Raw genomic sequence first — 22,838 nt, 5'->3', positions numbered from 1 at the left:
TGCTGGCCATCCTCGACGAGATGGGCTTTCGAGCGGCTCGCGAGCCCTCATCGATGTGCCCATCACTCGGCGTCAGCAACCGACACCATCCGGGGGACCTTTCGACGAACAGCGTTCCATCGCGCCGCACGGCGCCGCGGACCTCTGGTCAGTGAACCGTGTTCTCGTCGATGTCCTCAGCGCATGAACGTGCTCACAACGAGTCGCCGTGTGCCGTGGTGTGTCAGAAGTGGCCGATATGTTCGTTGTCGATGTGCCGGTGCCGCGGGGGAGCTCCGCGGCACCCCATCCGATCAGGTCGATCGCACGTAGATGACGAAATCGACCGTGGCCGTGGCGCCGCGGTACTCCACGGATGCGGTCACCGTGGCCACGCCGGGCGCCTCGGTGCGGATCGTCCCGTGGCGGTCGACGGAGACCACGCGGGGGCGGTTGCTGCGGAAGCTTACCCGCATGCCCGCGGGGAGCGGGCGGCTTTCGCCCTTGGTGATGTAGCCGTAGAGCGTCTCGTCGGTCAGCGAGACGGTGAGCTGCGGATCGATCTCCGCACCGACGGGGAAGAAGACCCGCTGCTGGATGCCGAGGTCGTGATCGCCCACGAGCTGCGGTTTGGCGGTCACCACCGCGGCCGTCGGGCGGAGCGCGCCGGTCACGGTCACGAAGGTCTGCTCCTCGATGTCCTCGTCCGCGGCGGAGCGCGCGATCTGGATCGCGTAGGTGCCCGCGTCGACGGTATAGCGACCCTGCTCCTGGTCGAAGAAGGCCAGATCGGCGACGGGCAGCTCGAAGCTCACGCGCCGGGTCTCCTTGGGGCGCAGCGAGATCTTCTGGAACGCGCGCAGCCGCTTCCTGGGGCGCTCGAGCGAGGCGGGGGCGTCGGGCGTGCTCACGTAGAGCTGGACCACCTCGGCGCCGGCGACGCGCCCGACGTTGCTGACATTCACGCTGACCCGCAGCGTGCCATTCGCGTCCACGCGCTGCCGATCCGCGCGCAGGCGCGCGTAGCGGAAGCTGGTGTAGCTCAGGCCGTGACCGAACGGATAGGTGACCGGGCCCTGGAAGTACATATAGGTTCGTCCAAGGCTGCTCGCCGTCGGTCGAACGGCGTAATCGTCGATCGGGGGCAGGTCGGAGGGGTTTGTGTACCAGGTGAAGGGCAGGCGGCCGCTCGGGGTAGCGGCGCCGAGCAGGACGTCGGCGAGCGCCTCGCCCTTGCGCTGGCCGTTGTACGAGCTCCAGAGCAGCGCCGCCACGCCCGGCTCGAAGCTGCCGACGTCCATCTGGCCGACGGTCTCCATGTAGACGATGGTGCTCGGGTTCTGCGCGGCCACCTGTCGAATGAGCTCGGCCTGGGCGCCTGGGAGATCGAGGGTCGTGCGGTCCACGTCCTCGCGCGCGTGGCGCCCGTCGGTGCCCACGTAGACGACCACGACGTCGTAATCGGCGGCGGCGGCGACGGAGGCGGCGTCCACCTCGGCGAGGGTCTCCGGCGTCACGCCAGGGTAGAAGTCGACGGCGGCGTCGGGGTTGATGGCCTGAACGGCGGACTTGATGCCGCTGTAGCCGTTCACCGTCTTGGCGTTGCCCGCGGGGCCCTGGTCGCTGGAGTAGCCGCCCAGGAAGACCTCGGCGGGGTTCGCGTAGGTGCCGATCACGGCGAGGCGGAACGCGCCGCGGCGCGGGACGCGGAGCGGCAGGAGCTTGCCGGTGCTGCCGTCCTTGCGCCGGGTCTCGCTGTTCTTGAGGAGCACGATCGCCTCGGCCCCGACCTCGCGCGCCATGGCGAGCCGCTCGGGCGTCTCGGTGATCGCGCCGTTGTCGTCGCTGTTGAGCCACGTCCCCGGCGCGACGCGGGCCCGCGCCTGCGTGACCCAGGGGACGAGGGCGTCGTCGTCGAACTCGCCGAGGCGCATGCGCGCGGCGAAGAGCCGAGTGACGAGCGGGTCGACGTCGTTCTCGTTGAAGATGCCCGTCGGCGTGGGGATGGCGCGCGCGACCGCGTCGGGGAGGGTGTTCGCGTAGCTGAAGCGGTCGTGATAGCCCCAGTTGCAGTTGAGGTCCTCGCCGGCGACGGCGGCGAAGGCGTGGCGCTCGACGGCGTCGAGCGGGTGGGGATAGCCGGGCGGCTGCCAGCGGTGCCCGGCCTGGATCTCGCGGATCGCGTCGCAATCCGAGGTGAAGAAGCCCCGGAAGCCGAACGTGGAGCGCGCGAGCACCTCCTTGAGCTGGATGCTGGCGGCCACGGGGACGCCGTTGACGCGGTTGTAGGCGCTCATGATCGACGCCGGATCGGCGGCGCGGATGACGTCGCGGAACTGCGCTGTGTAGTACTCGCGCAGGGTGCGCTCATCCATGTCCGAGCTGCCTCTGCGGCGGTTGAACTCGCTGTTGTTGGCCGCGTAATGCTTGAGCGTGGTGTTCACCTTGAGGTAGCCGCGGCCCTCGGGCAGGAGGCGGCCGCGCTGGTCCTTGCCCTCCATGCCGTTCACGAACTGCGCGGCGATGGCGGCGGTCAGCACCGGGTCCTCGCTGAAGGCCTCGTCGTTGCGGCCCCAGCGTGGGTCCCGCGCGAGGTTGATGGTGGGGGCGTAGACGTTGAGGTCGAGCTTGTTGTCGCGGAAGATCTCGCGCGCCTCGTCCGAGATCATGCGCGCCTCGCGGTACATGAGCTCGGGGTTCCAGGTCGAGCCGAGGGAGAGATCGACAGGATAGGAGGTGGTGTTGACGGTGTTGGGCGGGTTGCCGCCGTGGTTGACCTGCTCGCGGGCGACGCCGTGCGCGGCCTCGTTCCACCAGCCGTAGGCCGGGATGCCGAGCGACGGGATGGCCGCGGCCTGGCTGCTGACCATCTGGCTGGCCTTCTCGGCGAGCGTCATGCGCGAGACGAGATCCGCGGCGCGCTCCTCGGGGGAGTAGCGGCGGTTCAGGTAAATGGGGGTGTCGGCGGTTCGCTCGGTCGAGAGCTCGGCCGGGTCGAGTGACGCCGGCGGGAGGGGCGCCGCGGGCTCGATCGCGTCGGGAGGGGCATGGTCCGATGAGCAGGCCGCGACCGCGGTCAGCGCGAGGGCGCCGCGGAGCGCCGAGAGCGCGCTCGTGAAAGCCAGGTGCTTGAAGGTCATTCGTTGGCCTCTTTCCGTGGTGACAAGACGGTGGAAAGGCTCCTACCTGATGCCCTGTGCTGTGTGACGCGCGTTACATATAGGAAACACGGGCGAGCGGCAACGGAAGGCGGGGGGCGGGGGCGGCGATCTCAACCTGGGTGGGTCGGTGGGGCGGCGACCTCAACCTCGGGGCGACCTCAACCTGGGTCGGGTCGGCGGGGCGGTCTCAACCTGGGTGGGCCGGCGATAGCGTCGGCGACCTGAACCTGGGTAGGCGACCTCGGCGGCGACCTCAACCTGGGTCGGGTCGGCGGCGACCTCAACCTGGGTCGGGTCGGCGACCTCAACCTGGGTCAGTTCGGCCGGCGGCGACCTACCTCAACCTGGGTCGGGTCGGCGACCTCAACCTGGGTCGGGTCGGCGACCTCAACCTGGGTCGGGTCGACGACCTCAACCTGGGTCGGGTCGGCGACCTCAACCTGGGTCGGGTCGACGACCTCAACCTGGGTCGGGTCGACGGGTCGACGCGGGTCCCGGGGGGGGGTCGCGCAACCTGGGTCTGGGGGCGGGAGCACGATTTCAACCTGGGTCGGGTCGCCGGTGGCCGACCCGGGTCGGGGCGCGGCGCGGGGGCAGAGGCGCCACCTGGGTCGGGTCGTGGGATGCGGCGCAATGTCGGAACGGAACGCCTCGGGATAGGCTACGCTCCGAGCCGGTCTATGATCCATCATCCCGGACACCGAATCTGCCTCACGTCGTGGGAGCTGCTTCAGGTCTTCCACGGAGCGGTCATCCCTCGCCAGGGAGAGCTGCTGCTCATCGAGAAAGATGGATGCGAGTCGAAGTACCGCGTGGAACGGGTCATGTACAAGATGACCAGCAACCACGAGCTCATCGCCACCGTCTTCGTGGAGCCAGCGTGATAGCCTCCGGAATGCATCAGAGATCGACCGTGAATCGTCCCTGATGCCTCGTCTGGACGACGAGCAGGCGATGCACGGGAACCACGGCGGCTCCCGCGGTTCCCCCGGAGGATCACAGGGACGAGCTCGAGCGACGCGCTGCGCGCCTCTCGGAAATCCCAAGACGGGAACTCGATGGGCGGGAGGTGAAGGAGAGGCCTACGCCTTGCCCGTGACCTTGTCCCATGCGTGCCGGACGGCGGACTTCATGTGGTCCCAGGTCCCGGGGTTGCGCTCCTCCCAGGCCTTGCCCGCTTCCGCCTCGATGGTCGTCCAGTCGTGTCCCTTGAAGTTCTGGGACGTCCCGAGCTGATAGCCGAACAGATACGCGGGCGCGATCTGCTCGTAGCCATAGCCGTGCTTGGAGTAAGGGCCCGCCTGGTAGTGTTGCCGGAAGTCCGTGTCGTAGTGCTCGTACGCCGTCATCCCATTGCTGCGCTCCGCCGCGCTGACCGGCTCGACGTGGACCTCCGTGTGACGCAAGGTCTCCCGGATCTGCTCGGTCCTCTGGGTCACCGCCTTGCTGACGACGACCTCCTCGATGACGCGCGCCTTCTTCGCGACGACCGCCTCCTCGTCGGTCTCGACGAGCTCCACGGTGCCGGACTGGAAGGTGTCGAGCGCCGCCGGCTGAACCGGCCGATCTACCGGGTGCCGCTCGACGTGGACGTGCTCCTCGCGCAGCCTCACCGACTCCTGGACCGGCTGCTCGACCAGCTGGCTCGATACACGCACGCCGCCGCGGTTCACCTCGCGCTTGCCGACCTGCAGCTCTTCCTCGATCACGGGGACCGCGATCTGCTCCTGCAGGACGTCGGCCCGGAGCTGATCCGTCTTCGCCGTCGAGGTGGCGGCCTTGGCGGTCTGCTGGGACTTGCTCAGCTGCTGAGAACGCTGGGACGGGGACATGGAACGTTCGCTGTGATTCATGATGTGACCTCCATGATGTCGTGGTCCATGCGGACCGTTGTCCCCTCGCGCCACGCGCGAAGGTGGGGTTCGTGACTCGAGAGCCGGGGCGCCGGAGACCGTCCGAGAATTCTTATTTCTCGCCACGATCGTCCGGGGGCAGGCGCTCCACCCGCACGTCCTCGCGCCGGAGCGTGACGCGCTCCGGCGGGCTCATCTCTACCGAGCGGACCCGCGTGATGCGGAGCTCCTCCTTCAGCACCAGGCGCTTCTCGACGAAGAGCACCTCCTCGACGACCGGTACGATCAGGGTGTCACCCTCCTGCCGGGTCGCCGGCGGCTCCGTGACCACCCGATCGATGGCGACGCGCTCCACGACCACGCGCTCGCTCACGAGCGGCTCCTCGACGGCCTCGACCCGCTCGTGAACCTGCTTCGTGATGCGGACGCGTCCAGACTCGACCGTACGCTTCTTCACCTCGAGCTCCTGCGCGACGACAGGCACGATGAGCTCGTCGGTGATCTCCGCTCTCCTATCCGCCGGTTCCTGGCTGCTGCTCGAGTCCTGCACGGTGCCCCGGTGCGCGCCCCTCCACGGAGCGCGGTCGATCGTGGGTTGAGTCGCTCCCCATGAGCGCTCCCCGGCTGGAGCACGGTCCGGGCCAAGCGCGATCGCAGGCGCCGAGGCGCGGTGGGGAGCGCGATCTCCTCTGCCGCGCGCCGCGCCTCGCGAGGCATCGCGCCACAGGCCTGCTGCGAAGGAATATTTACAAAGTGCCTGTTGCCGGAGATCGCGATGCCAGAGGTGATGACCAGAAGGCCACAGGTGAGGCTGCAACGCGGTTCAGCTCTGGGCACATCGTGAGCCGCGTCGATCGCGGATCACTGGGTCGCTCGCCGGTCGACCTTATCGTGTGCCGATTGGCCGCTTGCCCGGGTTTCCTGGCGCGCAGGGGCCGCCCGCTCGCCTGTACGCCCTCACGGGTCGCAGGGGCCGCCCACCCGTACGGGCGGGCGGGCGAGCTGCTCCGAGTCGTGTCCGGCGCGGATCGCCTCCTCGGGCACGTCCGCCGAGATGTCGGGCGGGCGGCCCGCGAGGCCCCGCGCGAGGTAGATGAGGATGGACGCGGTCCCCCAGGCCAGCGCGAACGCGACGCCCGCGTCGACGATCGCGCGGTACGGCGGGGACATCCGCCGGACAAGCAGGATGAGCGCCACGATGCCCGCGATGAGCACCCACGTCGCGATCAGCCGGCGGCGCGTCGTGTGGAAGAGCGCCATGCAGTAGAGCGGCGCCAGCGCCACGTGCAGCGGCCGACGATGCTCTGCGAGGTAGAGCGCGCGCGCGACCACCCGCGGCGAAAAGCGCTGTTGAAAGCCGCGGTATCCCTCGAAATAGGCGATCACGACCGTCCAGGCCGCAAGCAGGACGAGCTGGCCTGTCGTGAGCTCGTGGGCTGTCAGGATGCGAGCCGCCGTGGTGCCGAGCCGGTAGATGGCCTCGACCAGGACGGCGACGACGCCGAGGACGCCCCAGAGGACGATGGCGACACGACGCCGATGCTCGCGGGCGGGCGAGCTCATCGCATCCACGCCGGATCGAGGGGCCTCACGGCCGTGGACCGCGAGCCGTCTGCCGCGTGCGCGGACGATCGTGTCGGACGGGGCGCCGGGCAGCCGAATCGCCGCATGCCCTCGCCATGCTAGGAGAGGAGCGGGGCACGTCAACCGGAACTTCGCAGGGCGGAGGCCAGCCCGCGGCGTCCTGCCGGCTGCGTGGTTGCGGTTCGTTCGGCGGCCGTCCGGCGGTAGCATCGGCGCCCCATGCCGATCGCCGACCGCTCTGCGCCGGGCGCGCCGCCCGCCCCGGCGCGGGCCCTCCCGCCTCATCCGCACGCGCTGCGCTCGCCGCTCGCCCCCTTTACCGCGCGCCTGCGCGACCTGCTCTCGACCGTCGAGTCCGCGGCGCTCCTCGGCGCGGTCGAGGCGCGCGTGCGGGGGCTCGGGGAGCACCTGCGCTTCGCCTGCCTCGCGATGCCGTGCTCGGAGGCGCTCGTGGCGCTCGAGATGGAGGCGCTCGGGCGGCTCACGGTGCCCGTCGTCGCCAACGCCGCCGGCCATCGCACGGAGGGCGCGGAGCTGCAGCCGAGCGGCACCCCCTTCGCGTACCTGCTTGGCGGCGGCGGCGGGCACGCGGTGGCGCTGGTGGACGGCGATCCGATGATCGCGCCGCTCCGGCCGCTTCTGAACGCGGCGCCGGTTTGCGCAATATTTGTGCCGATTCGCGTCGGCGCGTCGACGGTGGGCGGCGCGGCGCTCTTCTCGCACGACGCGCCCCTCGGAGGGCGGGAGCTCGACATGGCCGAGCGGCTCGCGGAGGTCCTCGCGCTCACCGTGGAGTCGTTCCGCACCGAACGGGTCGTCTTCGAGCTCTTCGCCCGCGCGATGCCAGACCTGCTCGGGCAGACGCCATGCCAGGTTGGGGCGGCAAGCACGAACCAGGTTGGGGCGGCGGCAGGCACGAACCAGGTTGGGGCGGCAAGCACGAACCAGGTTGGGGCGGCGGCAGGCACGAACCAGGTTGGGGCGGCGAGCGCGAACCAGGTTGGGGTGGCGAGCGCGAACCAGGTTGGGGCGGCAAGCAAGGTTGGGGCGGCAAGCACGAACCAGGTTGGGGCGGCGGGGCCCGGTCGGCCGCTTCAGGAAGAGGCAGCCCCACCGCCGACCTCGCTCCGCGCCGCCCTGGAGCGGCACATCCATGCGCTCCGCCTCACGCCCGAGTACCGCCGCCGTCTGGAACTCGCGGCGGTGGTGGGGAGGCTCGCCGAGCACGGCGAGGTCGAGGCTCGCCTCGCCCTCGACCTCCTCGCGCGGATCGACGCCTACGCGCGCGGCGGCGGCGTACAGGGGCCGCTCGGCGAGGGGGAGGGGAGCGCGGCGTGACGACAGCCTCTCCGGTGGGGCCGGGCGGCGATCTCCGCGACGCCGCGCGCCGGGACGCGCGCCGCGGCGCCGGCGTACGTGTCGCGCTGGTCGACTCCGGCGTCGACGCCTCGCACGCCGCGCTGCGCTCGGCGGCGCTGCGCCACGTCGCGCTGAGCCGCCGCGGAGCAGCGCACGAGGTAGCGCCGTGCGCGCCAGGAGACGTCAGCGGGCACGGGACGGCGTGCGCGGGCATCCTCCACCGCATGGCGCCCGGGGCCGAGATCACGAGCGTCCGCGCGCTCGGCGAGGACGGACGATGCTCCCGCGACGGGCTCATCGCGGCGCTGCGCTTCTGCGTCCGCGAGCGCTTCTCCGTGGTCAACCTGAGCCTCGGCATCGATATCCCGAAGAGCGCGCCGCTCCGCCCCGGCGACTACCGGTCCCTCGTCGAACTCTACGAGGTCGCCGACGCGGCCTACACGGCAGAGGTCGTGCTCGTGGCCGCCGGCCCGAACGCGGCGGCGTTCCGCACCTATCCGGGCCGCTTCAAGTCGCTGATCGGCGTCGGTCGAGGGCCCTTCCAGGACCCAGAGGCGCTCCGGAGCGAGCTCACGCACGACCACGAGATCCTCGCGCCCGGCGACGAGGTGCTCGCGCCCTCGCCCGGCGGCGGCGAGCGGCGCTGGACCGGGACCTCGTTCGCGGCGCCCCACGTGACCGCGCACGTCGCACGGCTCCGCGCCGCCCGGCCGGAGCTCTCGATCGAGGCGGTGAAGGCGGCGCTGCACGAGCTCGCGCGCAGGGCGGAAAGCGGGGCAGGGAGCAGCGGCGAGGAGGGCGCGACGGAGGTCGGCGCTGGCGCCGCGGCAGCGGGGCGCGGGGCCGCGCCCGGGCGCGCGGCCCCGGAGGCGCCGGAGGATGGCCGTGCGCCCGCTTGATCCGCTCGACGGCGTGTCGCCCCTGCCGCGGCTGCTCCGGAGCGCGCCGGGCGCCGAGGTCCGCGCTGAGCTCGACCGCATCGAGGCGCTCCTCGGGGAGGGCGGCGCTCCTGCGGCGGCGCCGGCCGCTCCGCCGCTTCCAGGAGGCCCGCTCCTCGCCGCGGCGCTCGTCTTCGGGCGGGGCGCGCTCGCGTTGCGCGAAGGCGCGCTGGACGCCGCGGTCCGGCTCCTCGACGGCGCCGCCGCGGCGTTCGGTGAGGAAGGGGAGGCGGAGGCCCGGGACCTCGCCCGGTGCGAGGCGGTGCTCGCGCGCCTGCGCCGCGACGCGCGGTCGGCTTGCGCCTCCGCCGTCGCGGAGCTCGATGCCATCGCGGGCGCAGGCGACGGCCGTCGCTGCGCGGCGGTCGTGGCCGCCCATTACCGCGCCACGGCCGAGCGGATCGCCGGCGACGCGGCGGCCGCGCAGCGCACGCTGCTGTCTGCGCTGCGCGGATCGGAGCCGTTCCTCGACGAGCGGGCGCAGATCCTGAACTCGCTGGGGACGCTTTATGTGACCCTCGGCGCCCACGGGGCGGCCGAGGCGCTGCTAGAGCACGCGGCCGAGCTCCACCGCCGCCGGGGAGACGCCGTGGGCGAGGCGATCGCCTACGGTCAGCTCGGCGCGGCGGCGCTCGGCCTCGGCGCCCTCGACCGCGCCCGCGCGGCGCTCCAGCGGCAAGAGTGGCTGTGCGCGCGCCTCGGCGATGCGTTCGGCCGCGCCCGCGCGCTCACGTTCCTCTCGGAGCTGGCGCTCGAGCTCGGACGCGCCGACGACGCCCTCGCGCTCGCGACCGCCGCGCGCGATATCGCGGCGGGCGCCACGCCGCCGCTGCGGACCTGGATCGCCTATGCGGCGCGGGCGATGGGGCGCGCGCGGCGGGACCTTGGCGATCTCGGCGCCGCGGCGGCGCTCGAGGAGGCGGGGGCGCTGTTCCGGGAGCTCGGTCATCCGCTCGGGGAGGCGCTCGCCGCGTGGGACCGCGCCTCGGCCGAGGCGCTCGCGCCCGTGAGGTCCTCAACCCCAGTCGCGCCGGTGCGCGCAACCATGGTCGACTGGTTCTCCGCCGCCTGGGCGCTCGGCTCGCTGGGGCTGCCGTCCCGCGTGGCGCTGCTCCTTCGTGAGCGGATGGAGATTATTGAGGAGGCCGCGCTCCGGCCGGAGAACGGCGAGCCGGTGTCGGACGGCGGGATCCGTGAGCGGGCGCTCGCCGCGGCGGCGCAGACCTCGCCGCACGTGGCCGTTCAGCGCGAAGTCGAGCTCGTCTACGACCGGCCGGATGACCTCACCATGGTTGCCGCCCACAGGGCCGCGGCGCACCGCAACCTGGGTCGCCTCGCAGCGCTGACCCTCGCCCCGCCCGGCCTCGTCGTCGCCGCGATCGCAGCCTCGGGCGTCAACGTCCGCGGCCTCGTGCTCCCGTCCGAGCGCGCGGCAGCCGCCTGCATCGCCCATCTGCCCGGGTTCGCGGTCTGGCTCTGGCCGTCCGCCACCGCGCCCGCCGCCATCGGCAGCGATCTCGCCGACCTGCGCACGGCGCTCGGCGAGCCGCTGCGCGCCGCGCTCGCGCTCGCGCCGGCCGGACGCGTGGTCTGCCCGCCCTTCGCGGGCGACGTCGGCGCCGAGCTCGAAGCGGTCGAGGTCGGCGCCCTGCTGGCATTGGCAGAATCGCTCGCACCGGGCGAGCTGCGCCTGGATGCACAGCTGGGCTGGAACGGGGAGGTCGGCGCGAGCGTCGAGGCCCTGGGGTTCGTCGTCACGCGCTGAGAACGTCCGCTGCCACGCTCGCGCCGTGGAACGTGCGCATCCACCACGTTCCTATTGGGAAGACGACACTGCGTATACCAGAACGCCAGCGTTCGAGCGCCGCTCGGTAGGACGCGCGAAATGCCCGTACGGCGTCCCCGGCGATCCTCCATGCATCACCCTGATTGCGGCCCACTGCGAACGTCGGATTGCGCTCGCGGAGTGCTTCCGTGCTCGTGGCCCGCTCGTGAGGGGAGACACTGCTGGCTCGCTCGGCGCCCAGAAAGCGGAGTCCCTGCTCCTGCGTCTTGGCATGAGCCTGCGCTTCCTGTCGCTCGAGCTCGGCGGCGACGTCGCGGCGAAACCCTTCCGCGCTATCCTGCTCTACGGTTGGGGGAAGTGCGAGCGGGAGCGTCGCTTCCTCGGGCCACTGTGGGTTCTCCGGATCGAGGTATACCGAGGGCCGCACCGCGTGCAGGACGCCGCGGCCGAGCTCGCGCACGTCGACCTTGGCGCCGGGCCATTCATGCGCATGCCGGACGAGGCCAGCGGCCACAGGGTTTGCGAGGACGTATGCGATCTTCTCTACCAATGCTGTGTGGGTCAGCAGCCGTACCGCGCTCGTGGGCTCGTGGTCCCACACCGGCCCTTCCCACGCGCGTAGCACCTTCGTCCCGAGCGCCGCGATACGATGGAAGAACTGTAGGAAGCGCGGCAGAACGCCGTTGACGTCCGTTACGACGAGGTGAAGATGCGTCGACATCGCGCAGAGTGCGTGGACCTCGATGCCGTAGCGGCGGCTCGAGACGGCGAGGGCGTAGATCAAGAGCTGGGTGATGGCTGCGTCTGGGCGGAGGAGGTGATGCCGGCGCAGGATGCGGCGGGTGATCAGGTATGTGGCGCCGGGGATGATCACGCGGGGCTGGCTCATGGCCGGCGTACATTAACAAATGCCATGCCAGGTTTCTGGTGACGGATTTTAAGGGATCGATGTGCGTCGGGGGGGTGGCGGCCGCCAGGCTATCCGCCACTTCTGCCACCGTAACGTGGGTAGGCACCGCCAGCCCCGGTCAGCCGGACCTAGGTCGATTCATCCCCCAACCTGGGTCGATTCATCCCTAACCTGGGTCGGTTCATCCAACCTGGACCGGCTCATTCCGGTAATCCTCCTCGCCTAACTGCGATGCCCTGAGTGCCACCCCCAGGCGCCAACCCACCTGCCTCGCCTCGCGGGAGCAGGCTGCCGTCGCGGCTCACCTGGAATGCCGCGATCGTCCCGGCCCCGGCATGGAGGGTATATAGAAACCGCCCGTCGCGCGTCATCGTGAGGTCGATCGGCGCCGTCCCTGCGGGGAACGACGCCGACACGCCGCCGTCGAGCAGCGTCAGCGCGCCGCGCGCGTCGACCTGAAGCTCGGAGACCGCGTCGCTGCCCGTGTTGGCCGTGAATACATTCCGGCTCCCAGGCGCGCCGGCGATCCAGCTGGTCGCCCGTTGGCACAAACTCGCCGCACGGGTCCACCTCGACGCCGGCGATGTTGCCGTCGCCACCCACGTTGAGGACATGGAGCCGCTGACCGGAAAGTCGCCGCCCGAGTCAACCACGTCGAGCAGCGTCAGGCCGTGCGGCCTCACCCGGAACGTCGACACCTCGTCGCTGCCGGCGTTCACGGCGAACAGCAGCTTTCCGTCCTCGCTGAGGACGAGCGACCCTTACGATCCGAGCGGGTTGATCGGCCGGCTCGGGGCGCCGAGCCCCCGCTCGCCTATGTCCCTGCGTACGCGAGCGGAGAGGCCGCTGCGGTCCGCGAACCGGGAAATCGTGAGCGCGCCGCGGATTTCTCCTTGAGCTTCAACCTGGTTCAAGGTGAAGGGTTCGAGCGTCGCTTCCAAGGACTTCCAAGGAGAAGAGCGCATGAACGTTTCCGTCGTGACCCGGGGCGAGCTCCGGCTGGCCGGCATCAAGGTGGTCGGCCGCCGCAGTGAGCTCAACCACCGGGTGCCCCTCGCGTGGCTGGAGCTCGTCGACCGCCTCGACGCCATCCCCCACCTGGTGGACCGCAGCGTGCTTTACGGGGCCTTCCCGGAGAGCGATCACCGGAAGGCCAGCCACGACGGCGTCTACACCTACTGGGTGTGCGCCGAGGTGAGCGCGAACGGGGCGCTCCCGGAGGGCGTGCGGCCGCTGGTGCTCCCAGCGCGGACCTACGCGGTCGCCCGGGTCGAGGGGACCGCGGAGACCATCGAGGCGACCTACCTGGGGCTGTCGCGCTGGATCGAGGCCCAGGGCAAGCGCGTCGACGCGCAGGCCTGGTGCCTCGAGCGGTACGACGAGCGGCGGCAGAAGGTGACGCCGCCCTACGAGCGGTTCGACTACGACGTATGGAAGCCGCTGGACGGATGACGCGCCGGAACCCACGCGCCACGCCGGTTGCGCGCCACGCCGGTTGCGCGTCACGCGTTGCTCGATCGCGCAAGCGCCGGCGTACCACGAGGCGCGCGTTCCTGTAGACCTTGGAGAAGTGCGGCGCAGAATACCCGCGAGCGCGACGCGGCGATCGCCTGCGCTCGACGGCGCCCTCGCTCGGATCCTGGGCGAAGGACCCTCCGGCGGGGCGTGGGCGCCTGGCATCGCGGATGCTTGGGCGTCCAGGAGACGATCACGAACGACCATCCATCCTCGAACGGGGCTCTCGCCATGTCCGCTCTGAACCCGCAGCGCACTGGAACCCTCGACGCACGCCGGCCCGCTCGCGCCTCCGAGCACGACGGGGCGGACTGCCTTCGGGACGAGTTCCTCAAGCTCGCATCGCATGAGCTCAAGACGCCGCTGACATCGCTCGCGCTGCAGGTGCAGCGGATGAAGCGCATGAGCGAGCGGCACGCCGAGGACGCGTCGACGTGGGTCGCCTCGCTCGAGGTCGTGGGCCGCCAGGTCAACCGGCTCGCCCGGCTCTGCGACGACATGCTCCAGGCGATCTCGCTCCGGGCTGGCCAGCTCGCGCCCGATCGCCAGAGCGTCGATCTCGGGGCGCTCGTCCGGGAGGTGGTCGCCGGGCTCCCGGTCGAGCTCCGCGCCCCGTCCGCCGCCATCTCGGTCGACGCGCCCGAGGGCGTGGTCGGCCTCTGGGACCCCGAGCAGATCGGGCGACTCGTGTTCCACCTGGTCAAGAACGCCATCACGTTCGGCGAAGACCGGCCGGTCTCCGTCGAGGTCAAGGCCTCTCCCGGCGGGGCGCAGCTCCTCGTCCGCGACCGCGGCACGGGCATCGCCGAGGAGGACCAGGAGCGCATCTTCGCGTGCTTCGAGCGCGCGGGCGACGTGGAGCACTTCGGCGGCCTCGGGCTCGGGCTCTACATCGCGCGCGAGATCGTGCACGCCCACGGCGGTCGCATCGGCGTGGAGAGCGCCCTGGGCCGAGGCTCGACGTTCGTCGTCGACCTCCCCCTCTAGCCCCGCCCGACTGCCAGCCGAGCGCCGCGCGCGAGATCCGCGAGCGCCCGCCGCGCGGGGCGCGCAGCGACGGAGGCCCTGGGCGGCCTGCCCGACCGGCAGGCCGCCCAGGCCCGCGCTACGGATCGCCGGGCGGCGCGTACCCGAGCCGCTTGATCCCGAGCGCCTTCAGCTTGTAGACGAGCGTGCGCAGCGGCATGCCGAGCGCGCGCGCCGCCTCCGTCTGGTTCCCGCCCGCCTTGCGGAGCGCCTGGACGATCAGCTCGGCCTCGCAGCGCTGGAGCCGCGCCTTCAGGAACTCGGCGCCCGGCGGCCCGGACGCGAGCTCGACGCCATCGCACGGAAGGTCGCGGTCCACGGCCGGCGCGGCCGGGGGCGCCGCTCGCGCGCGCTCGGGCAGATCCTCCTCCGCGATCCACTCCCCCTCGGCGATGACCACCGCCCGCTCGATCGCGTTCCGCAGCTCCCGCGCGTTCCCCGGCCACGCGTACGCCCGGAGGCGCGCGAGCGACCCGGCGTCGAAGCCGCGAATGGAGCGGCCGTTCGCCTGGTTCGCCTGCTCGAGGAAGCGGCGCGCGAGCGGCTCGATGTCCTCCGGTCGCGCCCGGAGCGGGGGGATCGTCACCGTCATCGCGTTCAGCCGGTACAGGAGATCGCAGCGGAACGCGCCGGACGCGCACATCGCCTCGATGTCGCGGTGGGTCGCCGCGATCACGCGCGCGTCGACGTCGATCGGCTTGTTCGAGCCGACCCGGGTCACCTGCCGGGTCTCCAGGACGCGCAGGAGCGCGGCCTGCGCCGCGGCCGGCAGCTCGCCGATCTCGTCGAGGAAGACCGTCCCCCCGTCCGCCGCCTCGAACACCCCCCGCTGCTGCTGCCACGCGCCCGTGAACGCGCCGCGCTCGTGGCCGAAGAGCGCGCTCTCGACCAGCTGCTGCGGGATCGCCCCGCAGTTGACGCACACCATCGGCTTCCCGCTCCGCGGGCCGCGGTCGTGGACCGCGCGCGCCACGACCTCCTTGCCCGTCCCCGTCTCGCCCAGCAAAAGCACCGGGATCGACGATCGCGACACCCGCGTGACGATCTCGAAGACGCGCCGCATCGCGGGGCTCTCGACGACGAGATCGGCGTGCGGGGCGCCCGCATGGCTCTTCCACGCCCCGCCCGGCGCCGACCGCACGGGCTGATCCTCCGTCGCGCTGCGCACCGCGTTCCAGCACCGACAGAGCAGGTCCTCTGCCACGGTCCCCGCGTCGGGGAACATCGCGAAGCCCGAGAGCACGGCCGGCGCCCCGTCCGCGCCCGTCGCGGCGAGCGCGCGCGCCAGATCGAGCGCCGCGTCGGCCCCGGCCTCGGGGAGCAGCGCCGCCACCACGTCCGAGCTGTACAGGGCGATCCGGTCCACGGGGCGCAGCAGCGCCCGCACGCGTGGGAACAGGTGGCTCACGTGACCGCCCTGCTGGCGCGCGGGCCGGGCCATGACGATGGCGAAGCTCCGCCCGAAGAACCGCGCGCGCCTCACCTCCTCCTCGAGGGCGACGCGGAGCTGCTCGTGGCTCATCAGGCCCGGCAGCTCGCCCTCGTCCGCCGTGATCGAGCGGACGGCGACGACCACCTTGCCGAGGATCACCTCGTCGCCCGGCTTCGCCTCGCCGCGCGCGACGCGCGCCCCGCCGAGCCAGGTGCCGTTGGTGGAGCGCAGATCCTCGATGAGGACGCTGTCGCCGGACGCGGTGAAGCGGGCGTGCTCGCGCGACAGGCTGACGTCGCGGATCTGGACCTGCGACGGCGGCGCGCGGCCGATGACGACCGGCGCGCTCGGCCGCAGCACGACGCGCTCGGCGCCGTCGCGGTGATACACGAGCAGGGCCACGCGCCGGTCGTCCTGCCTGACACGCTGCATCGCATCGATGAAGCTGCTCGACAGCGGCGTCGTTTCCATTCCGCTGTCCTCGCGAATCACTGACACTCTGTTAACCCCCCTCTCACAAGATCCTGTCCCGGGTCCGGGCGCCGCGCCGCCCGCGTCCGCGACGCGCACCGGGCGGAGCCCGCCCGCCCCGCGGGCAGGCGCTCGCTGACGCTGAATTGCGCACCGCCACGGGCGTCTCCCGCGCGCCGCGACGCACCAGATGGTTCACCGGGGTTGGGTGTTCATGTCGCTCCAGTGGCGCATCTTGCAATTCAAGCACCACCTCCGCGTCGAGCCCGCCGGTGACAACGACGCCGCGCTCCCGATCGGCGAGCGCGAGCGCTTCAGGCTCCGCGGGCGCCACGCTCCGGGCCGGGGGCTCCACGATGTGCCGGTCCGCCTCGGGGGCTCGACCGGGCGAACCGGGAAGGGGGCCTGAGCCCGGTGCCCCTCTGCATCCAGGCCGCGCTCGGCCGAGGAGACCTCCCATGCGCGACGGCTATCGCATCCTCGACGCGGATCGCCACGTCACCGAGCCGCTCGATCTGTGGCAGGCCCACCTCGAGCCGGAGTTCCGCGATCACGCGCCGTACCTCGCGTACGTCGGCGAGGGCGAGCCGCTGGCCGACCGCGTGGCGTATCCCGGACCGGAGGGCCTGCTCTCGCTCCCGCCGCAGCCGATGATGGACGGGCGGCCGCTCCTTCACCGGACGAGCGCGCGGACGTGGCGCGCGGTCGCCTCGGCCAGCCGCCGGCGCTCCGGGCAGCTCGCGCGGCTCGGCCCCCTGGAGCTGCCCCAGGCGCACATCGAGGACATGGACCGCGAGGGCATCGACGTGGCCTTCCTGTACCCGACCCTCGCGCTGATGCTCCTCGGCATGGCCCCGCTGGAGCCGGCGCTCGCGAGCGCCTTCGCGAGGGCCTACAACACCTGGCTCCGCGGCTTCTGCGACCACGAGCCCCGGCGCCTCCGGGGCGTCGCGCTGATGAGCCCCCACGATCCCGCGCAGATGGTGGCCGAGCTCGCGCGGGCGGCGGCGCTCGGCTTCCGCGCCGTCGTGCTCCGGCCGAACCCCGTCGCGGGCCGGACCCTGGGCGACCCCGCCTACGAGGGATTCTGGGCCGAGTGCGAGCGGCGCTCCATCGCGGTCGCCGTCCACGAGGGCGCGCACGCCTCCCTTCCGGCGGCCGGCGCCGATCGCTTCCGCAGCCGCTTCGCCCTGCACGCGTGCTCGCACCCGATGGAGCAGATGATGGCGCTGCTCGCGCTGATCGAGGGCGGCGTGCTCGAGCGCCACCCCCGCCTGCGGGTGGCCTTCCTCGAGGCCGGCTGCGGGTGGCTGCCCTACTGGCTCTATCGCCTCGACGAGATCGAGTATCGCGGCCTGGCCGAGGAGGTCGCGCCGCACGTCCGCCGCGAGCCGTCCGCGTATTTCCGCCGCCAGTGCTTCGTCGAGATCGAGCCGGACGAGCCGCTCCTGGAGCAGGCGATCCCGTGGCTCGGGGAGGGCAGCGCGATCTTCGGGACGGACTTCCCGCACATCGACCACGACGCGGGCATGGTGGAGCGGGCGCTCGCGCTCCGCGGCAGGCTCCCCGGCGACGCGCTCCGCAAGCTCCTCTGGGACAACGGCGCCCGGTTTTACGGGATGGAGGAATGACTCAGCAGATGAGGACCGAGAGCTGCGCGTCGCTCGCGAGCTCGGCCAGCGCGACCGGGCGATCGAGCAGCTCCGGCGCCGGCGGGACATGGAGCGTGATGACGCCCGCCGACAGATCCCAGCCCTTGCGCTGCTCGCAAAAGCGCCACCCCTCGCCGCTCGGCGCGCCGGGCTCCCGCGCCTCGCGGACGGTGAGCTCGATCCCCGGCGGCAGCGCGTAGCCGCAACAGACCCTCAAGAACTCCCGCGGATCCCTCTTCAACCGAGCGAGCTGCGCCGGGTCCTCCCAGCTGAGCGCGACCGCGCGCAGCCACGCCGACTCCAGCGCCTGGAGCTCGTCCTCCGCCGCGCCTCGCTCGCCCCCGGCAGGCGCCTCGACGGGGGCGCCGCCGAGCTGCGCGGGGATGTTCTCGGTCTCCGAAGTCCTAGGCAGGTAATTGGAGGGTTGACGGGAAAACATGGCTGCCTCCATCGCGGTGGCGGGCGCTTCTGGCACGCATGGTTCATGGAGCCGCCGCCCCGCACCGTCGAGCCCCGGCGCGGGATTCGCGTCGAGAGGGCGCCGCGGCAGCTCAACCGCCGAGCTCCTGGTGCAGCGCTCGCGCCTCGGCGAACTCGGGCAGATCGGCGCACTCGGCGGGCCAGCCGCTGCTCTCCGGGAGCAGGGCGCGCGCCTCGTCGCGCCGGTCCTGCCGCGCGAGCGTACGGCAGAGCGAGAGCGTCGAGCGCAGCTCGATCGTCCGCGCGCCCTGCCCGCGCGCGATCGCGATCGACTCCCGCAGGCAGCGCTCGCTCTCCTGCTCCGCGCCTCCGCCCAGGGCGCGGAGCGACAGCGCCTTCAGGCGGTAAAGCTCCGGGACGTAGTAGACCTCGCCCAGCTCCGCGGCGAGCCCCAAGCAGCCCGCGAGCCGCTCGACCGCGGCCTCGTGCTGCCCGCGCTCGGCCTCGATCTCCGCCACGAGGGAGAGCCAGTAGGGCAACCCCATCGTCTGGCCGGTGTGCCGGATCGCCTCGACGTCCTGCCTCAGCTTCTCGAGGTCGCGCTGCGCCCAGGAGTGCAGGGCCCAGCAGAGCTCCTTGAACCAGAGGTGATGGCTCCTCGTCAGCTCCATGAGGGCGTCGGTCAGCGCGGCGACCTTCTCCCGCTGGCGGCCGTAATGATGGACGCCTGCCAGGTGGAGCAGCGCCATCCCGAGGGTGTTCGGGTGATCGAGCTCGCGCGCCCACGCCACCGCGGCCTCCCCGTGCGCGAACGCCTGCGCCGGGGAGCCCATCAGGTAGAGCAGCAGCGCGAGCGTGTACTGGCCGCAGGCCTTCGGATCGAAGCCATAGAGGGAGACGTGCTCCCGATTCGCGGGATCGTAGAGCTCGACGCCGCGCGCGAGGTGCGGGCGCGCCTCCGCGAGCTTTCCTTCGAAGAACAAGCAGGTCCCCAGCACCACCATGGACGCGGCCCGCTGGCGGGTGTCCTGCGATCGCGTCGCCATCCCGAGGATCCGCTCCGTCAGCGCGCGCGCCTCGATGCGATGGCTCCGGAAGTTGTGGTACCAGAACATCGCCCACAGCGTCGGCGCGGTCATCGGGCTGTCCCCGAACGCGTCGATCAGCTCCTCGCAGCGCTTCACCGCCGCCTCGAGCTCGCGGGGCATGTACCCGAGGCGGTCGAGGAGCGCGATGATCAGCAGGCTGTTCAGCCGCAGCTCGGCGAGCGCGCGCTCCCGGTCGTCCGCGATGGCCGAGAGCCAGCCGAGCGCCTGCCTCACGTGGCCGATGGCCTCGGTGTCGTCGGCGTTCGCCGGCCGCTTCAGCGCGCGCTCCGCCGCGATCTCCGCGTAGGCGATCGCCTGCTGCTTCTGCTCGGCGGCGGCGTGGTGGTGCGCGAGCAGATCGGGCCGCGCCGCGACGAGCTCGGGGAAGCGCTCCTCGATCGCCCGCGCCACGCAGGCGTGCAGCCTCCGCCGGCTCCGCCTCGAGAGCGACTCGTAGGCCGCGTCCCGGATGAGCACGTGCTTGAACAGGTACGTCGGGTGGTTCAGCCGGCGCTTCCTGTGGATGAGGTCCGCGGCCATCAGCCGATCGAGATCCTCCTGGACGAGCTCGCCGTCGAGCGTGGTCACGGCGCTCAGCACCTCGAGGCTGAACTCCCGCCCGAGCACCGCGGCGATGCGGGCGGTCTCCTTCGCCCTGCCGAGCCGGTCGAGGCGCGCCATCAAGAGGCCCCGCAGCGTCGAGGGGATCGCCAGCTCCGAGATCGGCTCGGAGAGCGTGTAGTGGTCCCCCTCGTCGACGAGGGCCCCGGACTCGAGCACCATCCGCGTCAGCTCCTCGACGAAGAGGGGGACGCCGTCGGTCCGGTCGACCACCTGCCCGAGCAGCGGCTCGGGCAGCGAGCGGCCGCCGGTGAGCCGCGCGACCATGTGCTCGACGTGCTCGCGATCCAGGCGGCCGAGCTGGATCTGGAGCATGCCCGACGTCGACCAGGGCGGCGAGAACTCCGGCCGCGCGGTGAGCAGCATCATGAGCCGCGCCGAGGGCACGTCGACGATCAGCATGCCGAGCCACTCCAGGCTCGTCGGATCGGCCCAGTGCAGGTCCTCGATCATGAACAGGACGGGCCGCTCCTCGGCCATGGCGAAGAGCATGGTCACGAGCGCGTTGAGCGTCCTCTCCTTCTGCCGCGGCGGCGGGTCCTGAGGCGCGGAGTAGCGCGCGTCGAGGGGGATCGACAGGAGCGCCGCGAACAGCGGCACCGTCTCCGCCAGATCGAAGCCGCGGCGGGACAGGAGCGCCTCGAGCCGGGCGAGCCGGCGCCCCGGCGCGTCGTCCCGGCCGGGGTCGATCAGCCGCTCGAGCAGCTCGATGAGGGGGTGGAGCGCGCTGTTGCGCCGGTCGGGGGTGCAGCGGCACTCCAGGCAGCTGTGGCCGTCGCCGTGGAGCCGCCGCGCGAGCTCCCAGGTCAGGCGGGATTTGCCGATCCCGGGCCCGCCCGTGACGAGGATGCTCTGCCCGATGCCCTGCCGGACCTGGCTCCAGCGCTGGAGCAGGAGCTCGAGCTCCTGGCTCCGGCCGATCAGCGGCTCCGTGTCGCGGCCCGCGGTGTCCTGGTCCTGCGTCGAGCGCGGGATCTCGCGCCCCATACGGTAGATGGCGCTCTGCCGGTCCGCGCCCGAGAGGTCGCGCGACGCCATCGGCTCGAACGTGAACCGGCTCCGGAGCAGCCGGAAGGCGTCGCCGCTCACCGCGATCGTGCCCGGGGCCGCGAGCGCGCTCAGCCGGGCCGCGATCCGCGGCGTCGTCCCGAGGTGCTGCGTGTAGCGTTGCGGCTGGCCGGCGACCACGAGGCCGGTGTGCAGCCCGATCCGGACCTCGAGCGCGAGGCCCCGCGTCGCCGTGAGGCGCGCGCTGCGCGCGCGGACGTCCTCCGCGATCTCGAGCGCCGCGCGCGCGGCGCGCCGGGCGTCGTCCTCCTGCGCGGACGGATAGCCGAAATGCAGCAGGATCTGATCCCCCAGCGCGCCGGCGAAGCGCCCGCGGTGGCGGCGGGCGATCTCGTCGCAGACGTCCTGTTGCTCGCCGAGCAGATCGTCGAGCTCCTCGACGTCGGTGCCCTCCAGGCCCGGGCCCGAGGTCGTGAAGGCGCAGCAGACCACGGTGAGGGGCCGCCGCTCGGCGTCGAGGCACCCGGCGCCGCCGGCGCGCTCCCCGTCCAGGGGAGAGGGCGTGTCCTCCAGCCGGGTCGTCGCCGGAGAGGGCAGCGTGTCGGCCGCCGCGCGGTCGCTGCGCGTCGACCGACCCTCCCGCGGGGGCCGGTCGAGCGGCGTCGTCGCGCTCGCGCCGTAGGCCCACCGGCCCTCGTCCGGCGCGCCGGGGTCCGGCTCCGGCGCCGACGCCAGCCCTCGCGCGCGCGCCACGAAATCTTCGCGGCTCAGCCCCTCCACGTCGCAGGCCTCGAGCTCGCGCAGCAGGCCGGAGGCGGTGGCGACGCGCTCGGCCACGTTCTTCAGGGTCGCGCGCCTGAGGAGGGTGCCGAGCGGGTGCCCGAGGAGCGCCGCGGGGATCGGGATCGGCTCGGAGCTGGCCTGTCGGAACAGCACCTCTTGCAGCGACCTGCCGGAGATCGCCGGCCGCCCGGTGAGGCACTCCAGGAAGACGAGCCCCCAGGCGTACAGGTCCGATCGCACGCTCACCGGCTGTCCGAGGAGCTGCTCCGGCGCCGCGTAGGCGGGCGTGCAGAGGATCTCGTTGCTCGGGGTGAGCTTCGCGTCGACGCCCTCCATGGCGCCGGCGATGAGCGCGCCGATGCCGAAGTCGAGCACCAAGGCGTTGCGGCGCGCGCCGGTGGAGACGATCATGATGTTGCTGGGCTTGAGGTCGCGGTGGACGACGCTCTGCCCGTGGGCGCAGCCGAGGGCGTCGAGGACCTGGAGCATCAGGTGCCGCGCCTCGGGCGGATCGAGGGCGGTCTCCTCGGCCAGCACCTCTGCCAGGTTCTTGCCGGGCACGAACTCGAAGATGGTGTAGAGCGTGCCCTCGTCCGTCTGGCCGGCGTCGATGAGCCGGACGATGTTGGGGTGGTGGAGCTGCGCGCAGAACCGCGTCTCCTGGTGGAAGCGGGCGGAGCGCCGGGCGACGTCGGCGGGCTTGCCGCCCCGGGCCGGCCGCATGACCTTGATGGCCACCATCTGTCCGGTGGCGAGCTGGCGCCCCTTGTAGACGTCGGCGAACCCGCTCTCCCGCAGCGCGGAGACGATCTCGTAGCGCTCCTGGAACACGGCGCCCGGGGCGATCGCGGTCGGGGTCATCGCCGCTCCCTCCGCCGGGCGGCGCCGCGGGACCGGCCGAGCGGGCGCGCCCCGGGAGGCGCGGAGCGCGGCGCCGAACGGCTCGCCTGGCCGATGGAGCGCTCGCGCACGGCGGCCGTCGACCTCGTCGTTGCGGCTGTCCCACGGCCGACCTCGCTGTTCACGGTAGCTCATATAAGGTGTGGACCCGTGGACGTCCGTCGATGGCCGTCCGGTTCCGGTGCGCCTGGTGAACAAACTCTGGATCTCGCCCGCGCCCGTCCGGCGCCTCGGGGCGGAGATCGCGGAGAGGCGGCACGCGGAGAGGCGGAGAGGCGGACGGGAGCGCGCGCAGCGCCGCTCGCCCGGCGGCGGCGGAGCTCGTTCGGCGCTGTCCGAGGTCGCGAGAATG

The 22,838-nt window shown here is 72.4% G+C and carries 17 protein-coding genes; 8 read left to right on the top strand and 9 right to left on the bottom strand.

Annotated features, from left to right (window positions below; translation table 11 throughout):
• Positions 1 to 293: 293 nt before the first annotated feature.
• Positions 294 to 3,119: a glycoside hydrolase family 3 C-terminal domain-containing protein gene (locus WME83_RS31925; RefSeq protein WP_437313484.1), complete on the bottom strand. Its 2,826-nt coding sequence runs from the start codon at positions 3,117 to 3,119 to the stop codon at positions 294 to 296.
• 701 nt (positions 3,120 to 3,820) lie between these two features.
• Between WME83_RS31925 and WME83_RS31920 the strand changes: the two genes are divergently transcribed.
• Complete coding sequence (locus tag WME83_RS31920; protein ID WP_061623806.1) at positions 3,821 to 4,024, top strand: hypothetical protein; 204 nt, start codon at positions 3,821 to 3,823, stop codon at positions 4,022 to 4,024.
• Between the two features lie 198 nt (positions 4,025 to 4,222).
• Here the strand turns inward: WME83_RS31920 and WME83_RS31915 are convergent, their stop codons facing one another.
• The 3 genes from WME83_RS31915 to WME83_RS31905 all read right to left on the bottom strand — a co-directional run bounded on the left by WME83_RS31915 (position 4,223) and on the right by WME83_RS31905 (position 6,556).
• Complete coding sequence (locus WME83_RS31915; RefSeq protein ID WP_437313483.1) at positions 4,223 to 4,993, bottom strand: YsnF/AvaK domain-containing protein; 771 nt, start codon at positions 4,991 to 4,993, stop codon at positions 4,223 to 4,225.
• A gap of 112 nt (positions 4,994 to 5,105) precedes the next feature.
• The gene (locus tag WME83_RS31910; protein WP_437313482.1) at positions 5,106 to 5,477 is read right to left on the bottom strand and encodes a DUF2382 domain-containing protein; all 372 of its coding nucleotides are present in this window, start codon (positions 5,475 to 5,477) and stop codon (positions 5,106 to 5,108) included.
• Between the two features lie 473 nt (positions 5,478 to 5,950).
• Positions 5,951 to 6,556: a hypothetical protein gene (locus WME83_RS31905; protein WP_437313481.1), complete on the bottom strand. Its 606-nt coding sequence runs from the start codon at positions 6,554 to 6,556 to the stop codon at positions 5,951 to 5,953.
• A 240-nt stretch (positions 6,557 to 6,796) separates the two neighbouring features.
• On the opposite strand from WME83_RS31905, the gene WME83_RS31900 reads away from it, so the two are divergent.
• From WME83_RS31900 to WME83_RS31890, 3 genes are read left to right on the top strand one after another with little or no spacing between them, the layout of a single operon-like run.
• Positions 6,797 to 7,915 carry a hypothetical protein gene (locus WME83_RS31900; protein ID WP_437313480.1) on the top strand — a complete coding sequence of 373 codons (1,119 nt, stop codon included), beginning with the start codon at positions 6,797 to 6,799 and terminating at the stop codon, positions 7,913 to 7,915.
• A complete protein-coding gene (locus tag WME83_RS31895) occupies positions 7,912 to 8,835 on the top strand; it encodes a S8 family peptidase (RefSeq protein WP_437313479.1) in 924 nt (307 codons plus the stop codon). Before WME83_RS31900 ends, WME83_RS31895 begins: the two co-directional genes overlap by 4 nt.
• Positions 8,822 to 10,639, top strand: coding sequence for a hypothetical protein (locus WME83_RS31890; RefSeq protein WP_437313478.1), 1,818 nt, complete (start codon positions 8,822 to 8,824; stop codon positions 10,637 to 10,639). Before WME83_RS31895 ends, WME83_RS31890 begins: the two co-directional genes overlap by 14 nt.
• Here the strand turns inward: WME83_RS31890 and WME83_RS31885 are convergent.
• Positions 10,629 to 11,549: a transposase gene (locus WME83_RS31885; protein WP_437313477.1), complete on the bottom strand. Its 921-nt coding sequence runs from the start codon at positions 11,547 to 11,549 to the stop codon at positions 10,629 to 10,631. The genes WME83_RS31890 and WME83_RS31885 overlap by 11 nt on opposite strands.
• Positions 11,550 to 11,770: 221 nt before the next feature.
• Positions 11,771 to 12,289, bottom strand: a complete 519-nt coding sequence (locus WME83_RS31880) for a beta-propeller fold lactonase family protein (protein WP_437313476.1) — start codon at positions 12,287 to 12,289, stop codon at positions 11,771 to 11,773.
• Between the two features lie 244 nt (positions 12,290 to 12,533).
• On the opposite strand from WME83_RS31880, the gene WME83_RS31875 reads away from it, so the two are divergent.
• Complete coding sequence (locus WME83_RS31875) at positions 12,534 to 13,022, top strand: GyrI-like domain-containing protein (RefSeq protein WP_437313475.1); 489 nt, start codon at positions 12,534 to 12,536, stop codon at positions 13,020 to 13,022.
• 294 nt (positions 13,023 to 13,316) lie between these two features.
• A complete protein-coding gene (locus WME83_RS31870) occupies positions 13,317 to 14,072 on the top strand; it encodes a sensor histidine kinase (RefSeq protein ID WP_437313474.1) in 756 nt (251 codons plus the stop codon).
• 118 nt (positions 14,073 to 14,190) lie between these two features.
• On the opposite strand, the gene WME83_RS31865 is transcribed toward WME83_RS31870, so the two are convergent.
• On the bottom strand, positions 14,191 to 16,014 hold the full coding sequence (locus tag WME83_RS31865; protein WP_437313473.1) for a sigma 54-interacting transcriptional regulator: 1,824 nt from the start codon (positions 16,012 to 16,014) through the stop codon (positions 14,191 to 14,193).
• A gap of 190 nt (positions 16,015 to 16,204) precedes the next feature.
• Between WME83_RS31865 and WME83_RS31860 the strand changes: the two genes are divergently transcribed.
• Both WME83_RS31860 and WME83_RS31855 read left to right on the top strand, forming a co-directional pair.
• Positions 16,205 to 16,423, top strand: coding sequence for a hypothetical protein (locus WME83_RS31860; RefSeq protein WP_437313472.1), 219 nt, complete (start codon positions 16,205 to 16,207; stop codon positions 16,421 to 16,423).
• A gap of 49 nt (positions 16,424 to 16,472) precedes the next feature.
• Complete coding sequence (locus WME83_RS31855; RefSeq protein WP_437313471.1) at positions 16,473 to 17,645, top strand: amidohydrolase family protein; 1,173 nt, start codon at positions 16,473 to 16,475, stop codon at positions 17,643 to 17,645.
• A 1-nt stretch (position 17,646) separates the two neighbouring features.
• On the opposite strand, the gene WME83_RS31850 is transcribed toward WME83_RS31855, so the two are convergent.
• Positions 17,647 to 18,105: a BMA_0021/BMA_0022 family TOMM bacteriocin gene (locus WME83_RS31850; RefSeq protein WP_437313470.1), complete on the bottom strand. Its 459-nt coding sequence runs from the start codon at positions 18,103 to 18,105 to the stop codon at positions 17,647 to 17,649.
• A gap of 112 nt (positions 18,106 to 18,217) precedes the next feature.
• Complete coding sequence (locus tag WME83_RS31845; RefSeq protein ID WP_437313469.1) at positions 18,218 to 22,447, bottom strand: TOMM system kinase/cyclase fusion protein; 4,230 nt, start codon at positions 22,445 to 22,447, stop codon at positions 18,218 to 18,220.
• Between the last annotated feature and the right edge of the window lie 391 nt (positions 22,448 to 22,838).

Source organism: Sorangium sp. So ce385, assembly GCF_051474135.1.
GTDB classification, from domain to species: Bacteria; Myxococcota_A; Polyangia; order Polyangiales; family Polyangiaceae; genus Sorangium; species Sorangium cellulosum_D.
Note: the sequence above shows the minus strand (reverse complement) of the source record. Positions and strands in the feature narration are given on the sequence as shown.

Coding starts and splice junctions, on each gene's coding strand:
- WME83_RS31925 (WP_437313484.1), bottom strand. CDS start 3,119: ATGACCTTCAAGCACCTGGCTTTCACGAGCGCGCTCTCGGCGCTCCGC.
- WME83_RS31920 (WP_061623806.1), top strand. CDS start 3,821: ATGATCCATCATCCCGGACACCGAATCTGCCTCACGTCGTGGGAGCTG.
- WME83_RS31915 (WP_437313483.1), bottom strand. CDS start 4,993: ATGAATCACAGCGAACGTTCCATGTCCCCGTCCCAGCGTTCTCAGCAG.
- WME83_RS31905 (WP_437313481.1), bottom strand. CDS start 6,556: ATGAGCTCGCCCGCCCGCGAGCATCGGCGTCGTGTCGCCATCGTCCTC.
- WME83_RS31900 (WP_437313480.1), top strand. CDS start 6,797: ATGCCGATCGCCGACCGCTCTGCGCCGGGCGCGCCGCCCGCCCCGGCG.
- WME83_RS31885 (WP_437313477.1), bottom strand. CDS start 11,549: ATGAGCCAGCCCCGCGTGATCATCCCCGGCGCCACATACCTGATCACC.
- WME83_RS31875 (WP_437313475.1), top strand. CDS start 12,534: ATGAACGTTTCCGTCGTGACCCGGGGCGAGCTCCGGCTGGCCGGCATC.
- WME83_RS31870 (WP_437313474.1), top strand. CDS start 13,317: ATGTCCGCTCTGAACCCGCAGCGCACTGGAACCCTCGACGCACGCCGG.
- WME83_RS31865 (WP_437313473.1), bottom strand. CDS start 16,014: ATGGAAACGACGCCGCTGTCGAGCAGCTTCATCGATGCGATGCAGCGT.
- WME83_RS31860 (WP_437313472.1), top strand. CDS start 16,205: ATGGTTCACCGGGGTTGGGTGTTCATGTCGCTCCAGTGGCGCATCTTG.
- WME83_RS31855 (WP_437313471.1), top strand. CDS start 16,473: ATGCGCGACGGCTATCGCATCCTCGACGCGGATCGCCACGTCACCGAG.
- WME83_RS31850 (WP_437313470.1), bottom strand. CDS start 18,105: ATGTTTTCCCGTCAACCCTCCAATTACCTGCCTAGGACTTCGGAGACC.
- WME83_RS31845 (WP_437313469.1), bottom strand. CDS start 22,447: ATGACCCCGACCGCGATCGCCCCGGGCGCCGTGTTCCAGGAGCGCTAC.